Source organism: Streptomyces brasiliensis (genome assembly GCF_014647875.1).
GTDB lineage: Bacteria > Actinomycetota > Actinomycetes > Streptomycetales > Streptomycetaceae > Streptomyces > Streptomyces brasiliensis.
Map to the genome: position 1 here is coordinate 98570 of NZ_BMQA01000004.1, position 16262 is coordinate 114831.

General features: G+C 73.2%; 16 protein-coding genes. 8 read left to right on the forward strand and 8 right to left on the reverse strand.

Annotated elements, in window-relative coordinates:
- Window positions 1-7 precede the first annotated feature (7 nt).
- Complete coding sequence (locus tag IEZ19_RS08150) at window positions 8-1078, reverse strand: zinc-dependent alcohol dehydrogenase family protein (protein WP_189310408.1); 1071 nt, start codon at window positions 1076-1078, stop codon at window positions 8-10.
- Between the two features lie 291 nt (window positions 1079-1369).
- On the opposite strand from IEZ19_RS08150, the gene IEZ19_RS08155 reads away from it, so the two are divergent.
- The 4 genes from IEZ19_RS08155 (at window position 1370) to IEZ19_RS08170 (ending at window position 4802) form a co-directional block, all read left to right on the forward strand.
- Complete coding sequence (locus tag IEZ19_RS08155) at window positions 1370-1726, forward strand: STAS domain-containing protein (protein WP_373296936.1); 357 nt, start codon at window positions 1370-1372, stop codon at window positions 1724-1726.
- A 156-nt stretch (window positions 1727-1882) separates the two neighbouring features.
- Window positions 1883-2464, forward strand: a complete 582-nt coding sequence (locus IEZ19_RS08160; protein ID WP_189310410.1) for an Rv1733c family protein — start codon at window positions 1883-1885, stop codon at window positions 2462-2464.
- Between the two features lie 255 nt (window positions 2465-2719).
- Window positions 2720-4045, forward strand: a complete 1326-nt coding sequence (locus tag IEZ19_RS08165) for a phosphoribosyltransferase (RefSeq protein ID WP_189310411.1) — start codon at window positions 2720-2722, stop codon at window positions 4043-4045.
- Between the two features lie 118 nt (window positions 4046-4163).
- The gene (locus IEZ19_RS08170; protein ID WP_189310412.1) at window positions 4164-4802 is read left to right on the forward strand and encodes a universal stress protein; all 639 of its coding nucleotides are present in this window, start codon (window positions 4164-4166) and stop codon (window positions 4800-4802) included.
- A 62-nt stretch (window positions 4803-4864) separates the two neighbouring features.
- Here IEZ19_RS08170 and IEZ19_RS08175 read toward each other — a convergent pair whose 3' ends face one another.
- On the reverse strand, window positions 4865-5068 hold the full coding sequence (locus tag IEZ19_RS08175) for a hypothetical protein (protein ID WP_189310648.1): 204 nt from the start codon (window positions 5066-5068) through the stop codon (window positions 4865-4867).
- Window positions 5069-5090: 22 nt separating this feature from the next.
- Window positions 5091-7472 (reverse strand): phosphoketolase family protein, encoded by a 2382-nt coding sequence (locus IEZ19_RS08180; protein ID WP_189310413.1) that lies wholly within the window; start codon window positions 7470-7472, stop codon window positions 5091-5093.
- A gap of 48 nt (window positions 7473-7520) precedes the next feature.
- Between IEZ19_RS08180 and ppk2 the strand changes: the two genes are divergently transcribed.
- The gene (gene ppk2 / locus IEZ19_RS08185) at window positions 7521-8324 is read left to right on the forward strand and encodes a polyphosphate kinase 2 (protein WP_189310414.1); all 804 of its coding nucleotides are present in this window, start codon (window positions 7521-7523) and stop codon (window positions 8322-8324) included.
- A 5-nt stretch (window positions 8325-8329) separates the two neighbouring features.
- Here ppk2 and IEZ19_RS08190 read toward each other — a convergent pair whose 3' ends face one another.
- From IEZ19_RS08190 to IEZ19_RS08205, 4 genes are all read right to left on the reverse strand, one after another.
- The gene (locus IEZ19_RS08190) at window positions 8330-9202 is read right to left on the reverse strand and encodes a universal stress protein (RefSeq protein WP_189310415.1); all 873 of its coding nucleotides are present in this window, start codon (window positions 9200-9202) and stop codon (window positions 8330-8332) included.
- Window positions 9203-9207: 5 nt separating this feature from the next.
- Window positions 9208-10230 carry a zinc-dependent alcohol dehydrogenase gene (locus IEZ19_RS08195; RefSeq protein ID WP_189310416.1) on the reverse strand — a complete coding sequence of 341 codons (1023 nt, stop codon included), beginning with the start codon at window positions 10228-10230 and terminating at the stop codon, window positions 9208-9210.
- A 22-nt stretch (window positions 10231-10252) separates the two neighbouring features.
- Window positions 10253-11164: a universal stress protein gene (locus IEZ19_RS08200; RefSeq protein ID WP_189310417.1), complete on the reverse strand. Its 912-nt coding sequence runs from the start codon at window positions 11162-11164 to the stop codon at window positions 10253-10255.
- Between the two features lie 164 nt (window positions 11165-11328).
- Window positions 11329-11955: a DoxX family membrane protein gene (locus IEZ19_RS08205; protein ID WP_189310418.1), complete on the reverse strand. Its 627-nt coding sequence runs from the start codon at window positions 11953-11955 to the stop codon at window positions 11329-11331.
- Between the two features lie 225 nt (window positions 11956-12180).
- On the opposite strand from IEZ19_RS08205, the gene IEZ19_RS08210 reads away from it, so the two are divergent.
- Window positions 12181-13893 (forward strand): SulP family inorganic anion transporter, encoded by a 1713-nt coding sequence (locus IEZ19_RS08210; protein ID WP_189310419.1) that lies wholly within the window; start codon window positions 12181-12183, stop codon window positions 13891-13893.
- A gap of 18 nt (window positions 13894-13911) precedes the next feature.
- Here the strand turns inward: IEZ19_RS08210 and IEZ19_RS08215 are convergent, their stop codons facing one another.
- Entirely contained in the window at window positions 13912-14835 is a 924-nt protein-coding gene (locus IEZ19_RS08215) for a carbamate kinase (RefSeq protein ID WP_189310420.1), read from the reverse strand.
- A gap of 253 nt (window positions 14836-15088) precedes the next feature.
- Here IEZ19_RS08215 and IEZ19_RS08220 point away from each other — a divergent pair, with 253 nt between their 5' ends.
- Both IEZ19_RS08220 and IEZ19_RS08225 read left to right on the forward strand, forming a co-directional pair.
- Window positions 15089-15553 (forward strand): Crp/Fnr family transcriptional regulator, encoded by a 465-nt coding sequence (locus IEZ19_RS08220; RefSeq protein ID WP_189310421.1) that lies wholly within the window; start codon window positions 15089-15091, stop codon window positions 15551-15553.
- A gap of 34 nt (window positions 15554-15587) precedes the next feature.
- Entirely contained in the window at window positions 15588-16253 is a 666-nt protein-coding gene (locus IEZ19_RS08225) for a CBS domain-containing protein (RefSeq protein WP_189310422.1), read from the forward strand.
- The last annotated feature ends 9 nt before the right edge of the window (window positions 16254-16262 follow it).

Sequence of the window (16262 nt, forward strand, 5' to 3'; positions counted from 1 at the left end):
CCTCTCGTCAGTCCGTGCGCACGGCCAGTTGGTCGTGCTGCTCCCCGCCGAGCACCACCTTGAGCGCGCCGGTCTCGGAGGCACGGCCGAAGACGTCGTACGCCTCCTCCATGCGCTCCAGCGGGAAGGTGTGGGTGACCATCTGCTCCGTGGGCAGCCGGCCGGCGGCGGCCATGCGCAGCAGGGTGGGCGTGGAGTACGTGTCGACCAGACCGGTGGTGATGGTCACGTTCTTGATCCACAGGTCTTCGAGGTGCAGGGTCGCGGGCTTGCCGTGCACGCCGACGTTGGCCACGTGCCCGCCGGGGCGCACCAGACGCGTGCACAGCTCGAAGGTGTCCGGCACGCCGACGGCCTCGATGACCACGTCCGCGCCGAGTCCGTCCGTGAGGTCGGTGACCAGTTGCCGAGGTGCCTCGTGGACGTCCGCCACCGCGTCCGCGCCGAACCGGCGGGCCGCCTCGAGGCGGGCCGGGGCCAGGTCGATGGCGATGATCCGCTCGGGTGCGAACAGGCGGGCCGTGGCGATCGCGGCGAGCCCGATGGGTCCCGCGCCGACGACCGCGACGGTGTCGCCGGGACGCACCTTCCCGTTGAGCACGCCCACCTCGTAGGAGGTCGGGAAGATGTCCGCCAGCAGCACGGCGTCCTTGCTCGAGACGGTGCCGGGCAGCGGGTACACGGACAGGTCGGCGTACGGGACGCGGACGTACTCGGCCTGGGTGCCGTCGATCAGATGGCCGAGGATCCAGCCTCCGCCGCCGCGGCACTGGCCGTACATCCCCTCCCGGCAGTAGCGGCAGCGTCCGCAGGCGGTGATGCAGGAGACCAGGACGCGGTCGCCCGGGCGTACGGTGCGCACGTCGCTGCCGACCTCGACGATCTCACCGACGCACTCGTGGCCCAGCACGGTGCCGGGGCGCACCTCGGGCACGTCGCCCTTGAGGATGTGCAGGTCCGTGCCGCAGATGGTGACGCTGTCGACCCGTACGATCGCGTCGGTGGGCTCCTTGACCGCGGGATCGGGGACGTCCTCCCAGGCGGACTGCCCGGGACCGTGGAAGACCAAGCCTTTCATGGCGTTCCTCACCTTCACTTCGGTCGTGCGTCTCCGGCCGGACGACACGGCGGCCCGGCCGAGCGGTGCCGGTTATGCCCTGCGAGTCCAGCTTGTCCCGCGCCGCTGGGTTCCGCATGGGCCGGTCGGCCCCGGTGCCCGGCCGCGCGGGGCCCTTCCCACGGCCGTCATGGTGGGAGCGCGGACCCCACCGGATCGCGAACAGGGGACCGAACGGCCCTTCCGCACGTCCGCGGGCCGGGTTTGTCTCGTCGTATGACCGAATCGCACACGAGGACGCCCCTGCGGTCCGTGACACGCACCGCCGCCGGAGCAACCCTCGTGACCCTGCACGGCGAGATCGACCTCCTGACCGCCAGGCAGCTCTCGGCCCGTCTCGACGAGCTGACCTCCGGGTCCCGTCCCGACCTGGTGATCGATCTCCGCCCGGTCGACTTCATCGACTGCGCCGGGCTGGGTGTCCTGTGCCGGGCGCGGAACCGGGTCATGCACCGCGACGGGCGGCTGCGGCTGGTCAGCGACAGCGCCTCCTTCCGGCAGGTCCTGCGGGCCACCGGCCTGAGCGACGTCTTCGAACTGCACCGCCACCTGCCCGAGTCCGTGAACGGCCTCCCGTCCTCGGAGCCGGTCCCCGCGCACCGCGACTGACCCGGCCGCCGGGGCCGAACGGACCTCGTCCGGCGCGCTGCCGGGTCCCGGGCGGCCCTGCTGTGGCGCCCTGTGGCCCATGCCGCGGCGGGCGCCGGGCTGACACCGTCGGAGGTGGCACCACATGGGCGGGGACGAGAAGGAGGGTGCGGAGCGATGCGCGCCGGCAGGAACGCGAGGAAGCGGCTGTGGCGGTGGCGGAGCAATCCGCTGCGACGGCACGACGACGTCATCGAGGCCTGGATCGTGCTGGCCGCGGGGGCCGTCATCGCGGTGGGGGGCACCGTCGCCGGGCTGGTGACGGCCCACACGGCCGACGAGGTGTTCGCCCGGCAGCGCGCCGAACGGCAGCCCGTGCGGGCGGTGCTCGTCACCGACGCCCCGGCCAGCGGCCCGGCCACCTGGGGAGCGGGCACGCAGGCGCGGGCGACGGTGCGGTGGGCGGCCCCCGACGGGCGTGTCCGCACCGGACCGACGCTGGTGGACACCGGCAGCAAGGCAGGCACCGGCGTCGAGGTGTGGCAGGACGGCCGCGGCCGGCTCACGAACCCGCCGACGGAGTCCACCGAGGCGGCCGTGGAGTCGGCGGTACTGGCCATCGGCGCGGCCGGCGCGGTCGCGGCACTCACCCTGGGTGCCGGGGCCCTCGCACGGTGGCGGCTCGACCGCCGGCGCATCGACTCCTGGGGCCAGGAGTGGGATCTCGTCGGCCCGCGCTGGGGACACAAGACCGGCTGACACGGGGCGGGGCCGTGCGACCCCGCCCAGGTGCGTCTGCGCTCGTTCGTCCCGCCTCTGACGATGGGCTCGGGGCGGCCGGAACGCGCTGCAGTGACTCCGCTCCCCACCTGGGGTGGGGGCTTCCGACCCGAAGGTTGCGGTCCAGCCCGAACCGGCCCCTTCCAGGGCACGATGAAGCTAGCACGGGTGAAGGACGCACTTCCGTCATTTACTGAAACTGGTGACTTGCTCGCTGGTCCGAGGAGGTGCGGAATGCAATTCGACGACCGGACGGACGCCGGGCACCGGCTTGCCCGGCGCCTGGAGGAGCTGCGCGGCGAGGACGCGGTGGTGCTGGGACTGCCGCGCGGCGGTGTCCCCGTGGCCTACGAGGTGGCACGGGCGCTCGGCGCACCGCTGGACGTGCTGGTGGTGCGCAAGCTGGGCGTGCCGTGGCAGCCCGAGCTGGGCTTCGGCGCGATCGGCGAGCAGGGGGTGCGTGTCCTCAACGACGACGTGATCCAGGACACCGGCCTGAGACCGGCCGACCTGACGGCCGTCGAGGAGTCCGAGCGCGCCGAACTGGAGCGGCGGGTGGAGCGCTACCGGGCCGGCCGTGCCCCCGTCGCTCTGACGGGGCGTACGGCGGTGATCGTGGACGACGGTCTGGCCACCGGCGCCACCGCGGCGGCCGCCTGCCGAGTCGTACGGGACCGGGGTGCGGCCCGGATCGTGCTGGCGGTACCGGTAGGGCCGGAGCGGACGCTGCCGCATCTGCGGGAGGTGGCCGACGAGGTCGTGTGTCTGGAGCGCCCGCGCTACTTCGGCTCGGTGGGCGCCTGGTACCACGACTTCGCGCAGACCTCCGACGAGGAGGTCACAACGCTGCTGGGGCGGGCCGCGGGCTCCTCCCCCGCAGCCGCCGACCCGCCCCGGTCCCCGCCGAACCGTGAGGTCGAACTGCCGGCCGGACGGGTGAACCTCGCCGCTCGGTTCGTCCTGCCGGACCGTGCCACGGGCGTGGTGGCGTTCGCGCACGGCAGCGGCAGCGGCCGGCACAGCCCGCGCAACCGGTACGTCGCCGCCGTGCTCAACCGCGCGGGACTCGGCACGCTGCTGCTCGACCTGCTGACCGAGGACGAGGAGAGCGACCGGAACAACGTGTTCGACATCGCCCTGCTCGCCCGCCGGCTGCAGGCGGCGTCCGCGTGGCTGCGGCGCGAGACCGATCTGCCTGTGGGCTACTTCGGCGCGAGTACCGGCGCGGGCGCGGCGCTGGAGGCGGCCGCCGACGACCCGGTCATCGGAGCCGTGGTCTCCCGGGGCGGGCGCCCCGACCTCGCCTCTCCGGCCGCGCTGGCCCGGGTACGGGCTCCGACGCTGTTCATCGTGGGCAGCCGGGACACCCGGGTGCTCAGCCTCAACCGGCTGGCCGCCGACTGGATGCACTGCGAGCACCGGCTGGCCGTCGTGGCCGGCGCCGGGCATCTCTTCGCCGAGCCCGGCACCCTGCCCACGGCCGCCGCGCTGGCCCGCGACTGGTTCACCGCCCATCTCGTACGTCCCGACACGGGCGCGCCGCCGCTGCGTTCGGCGTGACCCGCGTTGCCCCGGTCTCCTGACGGGGCAAGGCCGTTCGGCCCGTGCGCGGGCCGGGCCGTGCGGTGCAGGGTGGTGGGCGAGAGCGTCTCCCCCTGTGCCAGAGAGGCGGACTGCCATGGAACGAGTGATCCTCGCCGGCGCCCACGCGGCGGCGGCCGACTGGGCCGAGGAGGAAGCCCGGCTGCGTGGTCTGCCGCTGGCGGTGACCGACGGACTGCCGGCGGACCCGGCCGGCGCGAAGCTGGTCGTGACCGGCGTCCGCGGGCAGGGCGACCTCTCCGGTGCCGGGTCCGTGCCCTGCCCCCTCGTCCTCGTCCCGGACGACCCGGTCCCCGGGCGCCGTCCCGATCGGATCCTGCTCGGGGTGGACGCCCGGGATCCCGCCGGGGCCGTGATCGAGTTCGCCTTCGACTGTGCCCGGGTGCGCAGGGCGCGGCTGCATGTCGTGCACGCCTGGGAGTTGCCTCCGCTCGCCGCTGAACTGCCCTTCGGGATCCCGGAGGAGGACCGGGGCGAATGGGAGGACGAGGAGGTGCAGTTGCTCGCCGACGCGGTGCGGCCGTGGCGTGAGAAGTACCGGGAGGTGGACGTACGGGAGGACGTCCTGCTGTTCCCTCCGGCCGGGGCCCTGCTGCACCACTGCGCGAGCGCCGCCCTCGTCGTGGTGGGCGTGCGGCCCGGCACGGCGTGGGGGCACACCGCCCGGACCCTGGTACGCGAGTCCGCGTGCCCAGTCGCCGTGGTACCGGCGTGACTCCCGGCACCCCGAAGGTGCGCGGAGCCGGGTCGACATGCGGCTCCGCCACGTGGGCGCGATCAGCCACGACGGTGCAGCAGCCAACCGCGGACATCGCTCACGGTCCGCGCAGCCGGTCCTAGGCCACGCCGTGCAGGGCCTGTTCCGCGGGGTGCGGGCGGGGTGTCGTCGAGCCGGTGTGTGAGCCTGTCGACGTCGTCGACGACGCCGTCGATCTGGCGGGCCGTCGACACGGCGATCTCCGTCTCGCTCCGGCGTTCCATGTCCTTCCGGGGTGAGGGGCGTTCAGGCGTTCCAGCTCCACTCCGCGACCTCCGGCAGGTCCGTGCCGTGGGCGCGGATCCAGTCGTGGTGGCGGGAGCGGGCGTCGGCCATCGCCTGGCGTACGGCGGCGGCGCGCACGGCGAGTCCGGGGACGCGGTCGACGACGTCCATGACGAGCCGGTACCGGTCGAGGTCGTTGCGGACGACCATGTCGAACGGAGTGGTCGTGGTGCCGGACTCCTTGTAGCCGCGCACATGCAGGTTCGTGTGTCCGGCGCGGCGGTAGGCGAGACGGTGGATCAGCCAGGGGTAGCCGTGGTAGGCGAAGATCACCGGCTTGTCGGCGGTGAAGAGGCCGTCGTACTCGAAGTCGCTCATGCCGTGCGGGTGTTCCTCGCGGGGCAGGAGCCGGGTCATGTCGACGACGTTGACGACACGCACGGCGAGCTGCGGCAGATGCCGGCGCAGCAACTGGGCGGCGGCCAGCACCTCCTGGGTGGGCACGTCCCCGGCACAGGCGAGCACGACGTCCGGTTCGCCGTCGTTCTCGGTTCCGGCCCACTCCCAGATCCCGGCGCCGCGCGCGCAGTGGGCGCGGGCCTGGTCCATGGACAGCCAGTCGAAGCAGGGCTGCTTGCCGGCGACGATCACGTTGACGTAGTCGCGGCTGCGCAGGGCGTGCTCCGCGACGGACAGCAGGGTGTTGGCGTCCGGCGGCAGGTAGACGCGCACGACCTCGGGGCTCTTGTTGAGGACGTGGTCGACGAAGCCGGGGTCCTGGTGGGAGAAGCCGTTGTGGTCCTGGCGCCACACGTGCGAGGTGAGCAGGTAGTTGAGGGAGGCGATCGGCGCCCGCCAGGTCAGCTCGCGCGAGGTCCTGAGCCACTTGATGTGCTGGTTGACCATCGAGTCGACGATGTGCACGAAGGCCTCGTAGCAGGAGAACAGCCCGTGCCGGCCGGTCAGGAGATAGCCCTCCAGCCAGCCCTGGCACAGGTGTTCGGACAGGATCTCCAGCACGCGGCCGTGCCGGTCGAGGTGTTCGTCGACGGGCAGGACCTGGGCCTGCCAGGCCTTGCCGCTGGCCTCGAAGACGGCCTGCAGCCGGTTGGAGGCGGTCTCGTCGGGGCCGACGACGCGGAAGTCCCGGCGGGCCGCGGTGTCCTTCATGATCTGCTCGATGAGGCCGCCGAGGACCCGGGTGGGCTCGTGGAGCGTGGTGCCGGGCTTGTCGACCGGTACGGCGTAGTCGTCGAGCGGTGCGATGGGCAACTCGCGGGAGAGCAGACCGCCGTTGGCGTAGGGGGTGGACCCGAGGCGCTTGGCGCCGTAGGGGACGCAGGCGAGGACGTCCGCGACCGGACGGCCGTCGGGGTGGAACAGTTCCTCGGGGCGGTAGGAGCGCAGCCAGGCCTCCAACTGCCGCAGATGCTCCGGGTTCTCGCGGACGCCGGCGAGCGGGACCTGGTGGGCGCGCCAGGTGCCCTCGACCGGTTCGCCGTCGACCTCGGCCGGGCCGGTCCAGCCTTTCGGGGTCCGCAGCACGATCATGGGCCAGTGCACGCGCTCGGCGACGCCCTCCTCGCGCGCGGTGCGCTGCATCAGGGCGATGCGGTCGAGGGCCTCGTCGAAGGCGGCGGCGAGGGCGCGGTGCACCTGGGCCGGGTCGTCGCCGGTGACGTGGATCGGCTCGTGACCGTATCCCCGCATCAGGGCGTCGAGTTCGGGCTCCGGGAGGCGGGAGAGCACGGTCGGGTTGGCGATCTTGTAGCCGTTGAGGTGCAGGATGGGCAGGACGGCTCCGTCGTGCACCGGGTCCAGGAACTTGTTGGAGTGCCAGGAGGCGGCCAGCGGCCCGGTCTCGGCCTCGCCGTCGCCGATCACACAGGCGACGAGCAGGTTCGGGTTGTCGAAGGCAGCGCCGTAGGCGTGAGCCAGGGAGTAGCCGAGTTCACCGCCCTCGTGGATCGAGCCTGGGGTCTCCGGAGCCACGTGGCTGGGCACGCCGCCCGGGAACGAGAACTGCCGGAACAGCCGCGCCATGCCGGGCTCGTCGCGCGACACGTCCGGGTAGGTCTCGCTGTAGCTGCCCTCCAGCCAGGAGTTGGCGACCACGGACGGCCCACCGTGCCCCGGGCCCCAGATGCACAGCGCGTCCAGGTCGCGTGCCTTGATCACCCGGTTGAGGTGGGTGTACACGAGGTTGAGGCCCGGCGAGGTGCCCCAGTGCCCGAGCAGCCGCGGCTTGATGTGGTCGGGGCTCAGGGGTTCGGTGAGCAGCGGGTTGGCCAGGAGATAGATCTGGCCCGCGGCGAGGTAGTTGGCGGCTCGCCAGTGCGCGTCCAGGGTGCGCAGTTCGTCGTCGGAAAGTACCGTGGCGTCCTGTTGTTCGACGGTGGTCATGGGGGCTCCGGATGTCATCGTCGCGGGTCATCGGGCGGTGGAGGCGGCATGGCCGGCAAGAAGGCGGCGACCCTGCCGCGCAAGGTGTACGAGACTGAACTGCTGTGTCTTCAGACGGAGTTGGTGAAGCTTCAGGAGTGGGTGCGGGCGGAGGGCGCCCGGCTCGTCGTCGTCTTCGAGGGGCGGGACGCGGCCGGCAAGGGCGGCACGATCAAGCGGGTCGCCGAGCATCTCAACCCGCGGGTGGCGCGGATCGCGGCGCTCCCGAAGCCGACCGAGCGTGAGCGCACGCAGTGGTACTTCCAACGCTACGTCGAGCATCTCCCGGCCGCGGGCGAGATCGTGCTGTTCGACCGGTCCTGGTACAACCGGGCGGGCGTGGAGTGGGTGATGGGGTTCTGCACGAAGGAGGAGCACCAGCTGTTCCTGCGCCAGTGCCCGATCTTCGAGCGGATGCTGGTCGAGGACGGGATCCTGCTGCGCAAGTACTGGTTCTCGGTGAGCGACACCGAGCAGCAGGAGCGGTTCCGGCGCCGGCTGGAGGATCCGCTGCGGCGCTGGAAGCTGTCGCCGATGGACCTGGAGTCGATCACCCATTGGGAGGCCTACTCCCGGGCGAAGGACGAGATGCTGGTCCACACCGACATCCTCGAGTCGCCCTGGTTCGTCGTCGAGAGCGACGACAAGCGCCGGGCGCGGCTGAACATGATCGCCCACCTGCTGGGCTCGGTGCCGTACCACGAGGTGCCGCCACCGGTCCTCGAGCTGCCGGCCCGCCCGCCGTCGACGGGCTACCAGCGGCCGCCGCGCGATCTGCAGACGTACGTTCCCGATCACGCGGCGCGCCTCTGATCCGCTCACGCCTCCTCCGGTACGACGGCGACCGGGCAGGCTGCGTGGTGCAGCACGCCGTGGGCGACGCGGCCGAGCTGGAGGCCGAAGTGCCCGCTGCGCCGCCTCGCCCCGACGACCAGCAGGTCGGCGCCGGCCGAGGCGTCGAGCAGCACGCGGCGGGCGTGTCCCTCGACGATGCGCCGGCGCACCTCCACGTCGTCGGGCGCCTCGCGGAAGGCCTCCTCGAGTTCCTCGGCGGCCCGCTCCTCGTGCAGCCGGGCGGCTCCGCCGGACATCAGCGGATGGTCGGTGGTCTCGTGCGCCGGGGCGCGCCAGGCGCGCACGGCGTCCAGGGGCACGTGGCGCAGCCGCGCCTCGTCGAGGGCGAACCGCACGGCCGCCGAGTGCGCGGGTTTCTCACCGACGCCCACGGCGACGCGGCCGTGCCGCCCGGAGCGGGCCTGGTCGTCGTGGCTGCCGCGGAGCACGATCACCGGGCAGTGGGCGTGCCCGGCCACCGTCACGCTGACGGAGCCGAGGAGTGCCTCGGTCATGGCGCTGCGGCCTCGTGAGCCCAGGACCACCGCGGAGGCGGTGCGGCTCTCGCGGACCAGCGTGTACTCCGGTTCCTCGGGCAGCACGGCGATGGAGAGCCGCACGCCCGGCTCGCGCAGCCGCGCTCGGTTCGCGGCGGTCTCGATGACGTCCTCGGCGGTCACCTGCCCGGAGGGCCGGGCGAGGTCCTGGGCGAGGGAGCTGCCCTCGTACCGCTCCCACAGCCGCGCGTACACCAGCCGCAGCGGCACCCCGCGCAGCGCGGCCTCGTAGGCCGCCCGGTCGACGGCCCGCAGGCTGGGTTCGGAGCCGTCGACACCGACGACGATCGGCAGGTCCATCACCGTCACCGCCCCGCCGCGAGGTCGAGGACGATCCGTGCCTTTACGCGGCCGTGCAGCACGTCGTCGATGGACTCGTTGACGGAGGAGAGCGGCCGGGTCTCGTGGATGACGCGGGTGCGGCCCGCCGCGTGCAGCCGGAAGACCTCGGCGAGGTCCTGCCGGGTGCCGACGACCGAGCCGACGACGGACGTGCCGCCGAGGACGGTGTCGAAGATCGGCACCTTGATCGTGCCGTGCGCGGGCACCGCCACCATGACGAGCTTGCCGCCGCGTCGCAGGCCGGAGTTGACCGCCGCGAAGGCCTCCTCGTTCACTGCGAGCGCGATCGCCGCGTGGGCGCCGCCGTACTGCTTCAGCACCTCGCCGACGTCGTGCTTGCGGGCGTCGATGACGAAGTCGGCGCCTAGTTCGGCGGCGAGTTCGAGCTTCTCGCCGGTGACGTCGATCGCCGCGACCTGCGCCCCGGCGACCTTCGCGTACTGCACGGCCAGATGGCCGAGCCCGCCGATGCCGGAGACGGCGACGAGCTGGGCCGGCCGCACGCCGGCGACCTTGAGCGCCTTGTACGTGGTGACGCCGGCGCAGGTCAGCGGGGCGGCGTCGACGGCGCTGACGCTCTGCGGCACCGGCTGGGCGAAGTCGGCCCAGGCGAGCATCTTCTCGGCGTAGCCGCCGTCGCAGCCGTACCCGGTGTTGATCTGCTGCTCGCACAGGGTCTCCCAGCCGGAGACGCAGTGCTCGCAGCGTCCGCAGGCCCAGCCCAGCCATGGCACGGCGACCCGGTCCCCGGCCTCCAGGTGGGTGACACCGTCGCCGAGCTTCTCGACGAGACCGACGCCCTCGTGGCCGGGCACGAACGGCGGGGTGGGCTTGACCGGCCAGTCGCCGTGGGCGGCGTGGATGTCCGTGTGGCACACCCCGGAGGCCTCGACACGGACGCGGACCTGGCCGGGGCCGGGTTCGGGGTCGGGGCGTTCCTCGATGACCAGGGGTTCGCCGAAGGCTCGGACGACCGCTGCCTTCATGGGTTCAGCTCCTCGGAACGGGTCAGCCGTGGGCGACGACGGCGACGGGGGTGGTGGAGTGGTGCAGGAGGGCGTGCGTGACATGGCCGACGTGCACACCGAAGGGGTTGCGGCGGATGCGGCGGCCCACGACGACGAGGGACGCCTGGCCGGAGGCCTCGACGAGTTCGAGGGCCGGGCTGCCGTACCGGGACTCGGCGACTACCTCGACGTCGGGGTACTTCTGCCGCCAGGGCCGCAGCACCTCCTCGAGGGCGGCGGCCTCGGCCTGGGCCAGCGACCGGTTGATCTCGGGGTCGGCGGCGATGCCGTACGCGTAGGCGTAGTACGGCGGCGGGCTCCAGGTGTGCAGGACGCGCAGCGGGACGGAGCGGCGGGCGGCGGCGTCGAAGGCGAACTCGATCAGCGTCGCGTCGGGACCGTCGACGTCCAGGCCGAGCAGGACGGGACGGTAGGGGGTGGCGGCGGACGGGATGCCCATCTCGTCCGGCTCGTGCTCGTCGGCGGCCTGTTCACCGGCCCGGACGAGGGCGACGGGGCGCTCGGCGTGCGCGACGACGGCGAGGGACACCGAGCCGATCATGAAGCCGCCGACCCCGCCGAGGCCGCGCGAGCCGAGGACGAGCAGTTCGGCGTCCCGCGCCTGCTGGGCCAGGACCTCGCCGGGGTTGCCGGTGATCTGCTCGGTGGTCACCTCGACGCCGGGGTGACGCCGCCGCAGACCGTCGGCCGCTTCGCGCGGGACCCGCTCGGTCCAGTGCTGGTGCGTCTCGGTGCCGAGGAGCGGTGCCTGGGCCATGGGCTCGGGGACCGGTTCCCAGACCTGGACGAGCTTCACGGGCAGGCCGCGCAGCCGCGCCTCGCGGGCCGCCCACTCCGCCGCGGCCCTGCTCTCGGGCGAACCGTCGATACCGACCGTGATGGTGCGGGACATGATCTCCACCTCTCGGGTTCTTGGGGGTTCGGGGACCCGGTTCCAGGGTCGTGTCGCGGGGACGGCGGATGCAGGGGCCGCTGGTCCTGTCGAGGGGCCGACCGGTCCCATGGACGCGCCGGTGCGACGGGCCCTGCCGGGCGGGCCCGTCGCACCGTCGGCGTTCAGCGCAGCCAGCCGTGGTCGCGGACGACGGGGAGCTGTGCCCACAGCCTGCCGAGCCCCCAGGTGGCGCCGGCGCCCAGCGCCGCGACGGCGATCAGCGCCAGGGCGTAGATGACGTGGTAGTCGGTGAAGGGGTTCGTGGACATGCTGGGCGAACCGTCCGAGAGGTGCTTGGCCGGCGGCCACTCGGCGATCCACATGAAGGCCATCATCAGGGTGCCCGCCACGGCGGAGATCCGCAGCGCGACGCCGGACATCACGGCGACGCCGACCCCGAGCATGCCGAGCATGAACAGCCAGTCCACCCAGGTGTCACCCGCCCAGGAGTGGAACGTCGACTCCATGGGGCCGGCGGCCACGGAGCCGAGGAAGCCCTTGGTGGGCGAGCCGCCGTCGATCCAGCCCTTGCCGGAGGCGGTGGCGTAGCCGAGGCCGAAGGTCTTGTCGAGGAAGGCCCACAGGAAGACGAACCCGGTGAGCAGGCGCAGGGACGCGAGGGCGTACCGTGCGGCGACGGTGCCGGTCCGAGCCGACACGGCGGACTCGGACGCGGAGGCGGCTGCGTGCCTGCGGAAGTGCGGCAGTTGGAAGCCGGAGCTCCGCTGGGGGTGCTCGTGCACGGCCATGGTGGTGTTCCCTTCTGGGAAGGTCCGGTCATTGCCTGACGCTCATTACTCTCGTCTGACCCGCCGCGCGGCGCCGGATGCCGAAGGTCGGTGTCGATTGGGCTGAACGGCCCTGTCCGAGCGGCCGGTTGGGCGACCGCGCGGCGTGTGGGACGCCGGCGGCGGCCGTCTCGCGAGGAGGCGGCACGCCGGTGGATGCTGTGGGCCGACGGCGAAAGGCGGCTCATGGCACAGGACTCCGGCGGGCGTGGCGCGATGTGGCGAGGCCTGATGCCCGGGCTGGGTCCCCTTCTCCGGTACCGGCGCGCGTGGCTGAGGGGTGATCTGCTGGCCGGTCTGACCGTGGCGGCGTATCTGGTGCCGCAGGTCATGGCGTACGCGGGAGTCGCCGGACTGCCGCCGGTGGTGGGTCTGTGGGCGATCCTCCCGGCGCTCGGCCTGTACGCCCTGTTCGGCTCGTCGCGGCTGCTGTCGATCGGCCCCGAGTCGACGTCCGCTCTGATGACGGCGACGGTGGTCGGTCCGCTCGCGGCGGGCGACCCGGGGCGGTACGCCTCGCTGGCAGCCGCACTCGCGGTGACGGTCGGGCTGCTGTGCCTGGCGGCGCGGGTGCTGCGGCTGGGTTTCGTCGCCGACCTGCTCTCCCGGCCGGTCCTGATCGGCTATCTGGCGGGCGTGGCCCTGATCATGACGGTGGATCAGCTGACCAGGCTCACCGGGGTGCGTACGTCGGGGAGGCAGTTCTTCCCGCAGCTGTGGTCGTTCCTCAGCCGTCTGACGGACGTTCGGCTCCCGACGCTCGTGCTCTCCATGGTCGTGCTCGCGTTCCTGTTCGCCGTCACGCGCTTCCTCCCCGTGGTTCCCGGCCCGCTGCTCGCCGTGGTCCTCGGTACGGCGGCCGTGGTGGCGTTCGGCCTCGACGACCGGTACGGGATCGAGGTGATCGGCGAGGTCCCGTCGGGGCTGCCGAACCTCGCCGTGCCTGACCTGGGCGAGGTGCCGCGCCTGGTGCTGCCCGCGCTCGGCGTGCTGCTCGTCGCGTACACCGACGTGATCCTGACCGCCCGGGCGTTCGCGGACCGCGACGCGCAGGGCCCCGGGCTGGACGCGAACCAGGAGTTCCTGGCCCTCGGTACGGCGAACCTCGGCGCCGGTGCCGTGCAGGGCTTCCCCGTGAGCAGCAGCGCCAGCCGCACCGCCCTGGCCTCCTCCGCGGGCGCGCACAGCCAGGCGTACTCACTGGTCGCCGGCGCGGTGGTGCTGGCCGTCCTGCTGGTCCTCAGCCCGCTGCTGACGCGCACGCCGTCCGCCGTCCTCGGCGCGCTCGTCGTCTACGCCGCGGTCCGGATGATCGACCTCTCGGGTTTCCGCCGGCTGGCGTCGTTCCGGCGCAGGGAGCTGTTGCTGGCGGTCGGCTGCCTGGCCGGGGTGCTCGCGCTGGACATCCTGTACGGCGTCCTCGTGGCCGTCGGCCTGTCGGTGGCCGAGCTGCTGACCCGGGTGGCGCGGCCGCACGACGCGGTGCAGGGGCTGGTGCCCGGGGTGGCGGGCATGCACGACGTCGACGACTACCCCGAGGCCCGCACGATCCCCGGCCTGCTGGTCTACCGGTACGACTCGCCCCTGTTCTTCGCCAACGCGGAGGACTTCCGCCGCCGCGCCCTGGCCGCCGTCGACGAACAGGCCGTCCCCGTACGGTGGTTCGTGCTCAACACCGAGGCCAACGTGGAGGTCGACATCACGGCCCTGGACGCGGTGGACGACCTGCGCCGTGAACTCGCCCGCCGCGACGTCGTGTTCGCCCTCGCCCGGGTCAAGCAGGACCTGCTGGTCGACCTGGAGGCCTACGGCCTCGTCCAGGCCGTCGGCGAGGACCACGTCTTCCCGACGCTGCCGACCGCCGTGGCCGCCTACCGCGCCTGGTCCGAGGGCCGGTGACGGCGCGCGCCGGCCGTCTCACCCGCTCGTGAGATCCGGGCGGACCAGCGTGCCCGACCGTCCGTGGACGATCTCGTACGCCGCGTCCAGGGCACCGATGGCAGCGAGGCCTCCGGTGCGTTCGACGAAGCGGGCCGCCGCCTCGGCCTTGGGCCCCATCGAGCCGTCCGGGAAGCCGCCGCGGCGCAGCTCGGCGGGGGTCGCGTCCAGGACGGGACGCTGGTCCGGGGTGCCGTAGCCCTGGTACACACAGGGCACGTCGGTGAGGATCAGCAGGAAGTCCGCCTTCAGTTCCACGGCGAGCAGGGCGGCCGTGAGGTCCTTGTCCACGACGGCCTCGACGCCGGTCAGCGCCCCGGTGCGCCGGTCGGCCGTGACCGGGACACCTCCGCCACCGGCGCAGATCACCAGGGTGCCGCCGCCCAGCAGTTCGTGGACGGTCTCGGTCTCCACGATCCGTTCCGGCTCCGGAGAGGGCACCACCCGGCGCCAGCCCCCGGTGTCCTGCGCGATGTACCAGCCGCGGGCGCGGGCGAGGGACTTCGCGACGTCCCTCGGGTAGACCTGACCGACGAACTCCGTGGGCCGGGCGAAGGCGGGGTCGTCGGCGCGGACGAGGGTGTGGGTGACCAGGGCGGCGATCCGGTGTCCCGGCAGCACGTCGTGCAGGGTGCGGGCGAGCAGGGAGCCGATCAGTCCCTGGGTCTGCGCGCCGAGCAGATGCAGCGGGTAGGGGGCGCTCAGCGCGGGGTCGGCGGCGCTCTCCGCGGCGAGCAGGCCGATCTGCGGGCCGTTGCCGTGGGTGAGGACCAGCTCGTGGTCGTGGGCGAGGGCGGCGAGTGCGGTGGCGACCCGGTCGACGTTCGCCTGCTGCACGCCCGCCTCGGGGCGTTCGCCGCGGTGCAGCAGGGCGTTGCCGCCGAGGGCGACGACGATGCGCATGCTTCGATTCTCCAGGATCGCGACGGGCACGGGACAGCGGCCACATGGACCCGCGGCGGTGCCGATGGTCCCGGCGGCGCGGACCGGACCGGCCCCGAACGGCCGGAGCGACGTGCGCTTTCGCCCACGAACCGCACTCGGGACCGCGGTGGACCGTACGGCCCGGTCGAGGGACGGGTGGCCCACGGTTCGCACGGACCCTGCGGGTTCACCCTGGCGGTGACAGCTCGTACGACGTGCCGGGGAGGCACCCATGACCAGTCCCCCCACACCCAGCATGCTGCGCGCCCTGCCCGCCGAGCACCGGAACCGGCTGATGGCCATCGCCCGGGAGGTGTCGTTCCCGCAGGGGACCCGGCTCTTCGAGGAGGGCGACCGCGCCGACCGGTTCTGGATCATCCGCACCGGCACGGTCGAACTCGACATGCGCGTGCCGGGCCGTCCGCAGGCCGTCATCGAGACCCTCGGGCACAACGAACTCGTGGGCTGGTCCTGGCTGTTCGACCCGCACGTCTGGCACCTGGGCGCCGAGGCGGTCACACCGGTGCGCGCCTACGAGTTCGACGCCACGGCCGTGCGCTCCATGTGCCGGGACGACCCGGCCCTCGGCAACGACGTCGCCCAGTGGGTGGGCCAGGTGCTGGCCCACCGTCTGCGCTCCGCCCGCACCCGGCTGCTGGACCTGTACGCCCCGTACGGCGCCGGTAGCCCCGCCTGAGCGGGCTCCTCACCCCGTTGTTCAAGGAGTCGCCATGCACGGCACCCCGCACATCGTCAGCGACGTCATGACCCACACGGTCGCCTCCGTCGGCCCCGGGGCCGGCTTCAAGGAGATCGTGCGGCTGATGCGCGACTGGCGGGTCAGCGCCCTGCCGGTCGTCGAGGGCGAGGGCCGCGTGGTGGGGGTGGTCAGCGAGGCGGACCTGCTGCCCAAGCAGGAGTTCCGCGAGGACGCCCCGGCCGACGGGCACACCGTCCCGCCCCGCCCCGCCGCGCGGGGCAAGGCCGACGCGGTGACGGCGGGCCGGCTGATGACCTCACCCGCCCTGACCATCCATGCGGGCGCCCCGCTCGCCGAGGCCGCGCGCGTCATGGCGCGGGCCAAGGTCAAGCGGCTCCCGGTCGTCGACGACGTCGGCGTCCTCGAAGGCATCGTCAGCCGCGGCGACCTGCTCAAGGTCTTCCTGCGCGGCGACGAGGAGATCGCCGAGGAGGTCCGCCGGGAGATCGTGTCCTATCTGCTCCCACCACCGGCGTCGGTGGTGCGGGTGCAGGTCGAGGACGGGGTCGTCACACTCACGGGCCGGATCCGGGACACGTCTCTCGTCCCGGTGGCGGCGCGGCTGATACGCGCTGTGGAGGGCGTGGTGGACGTACGGTTCGACCTCGCACGCCGGGAGGAGCCGGCGGGGACGTGAGCAGTCGGG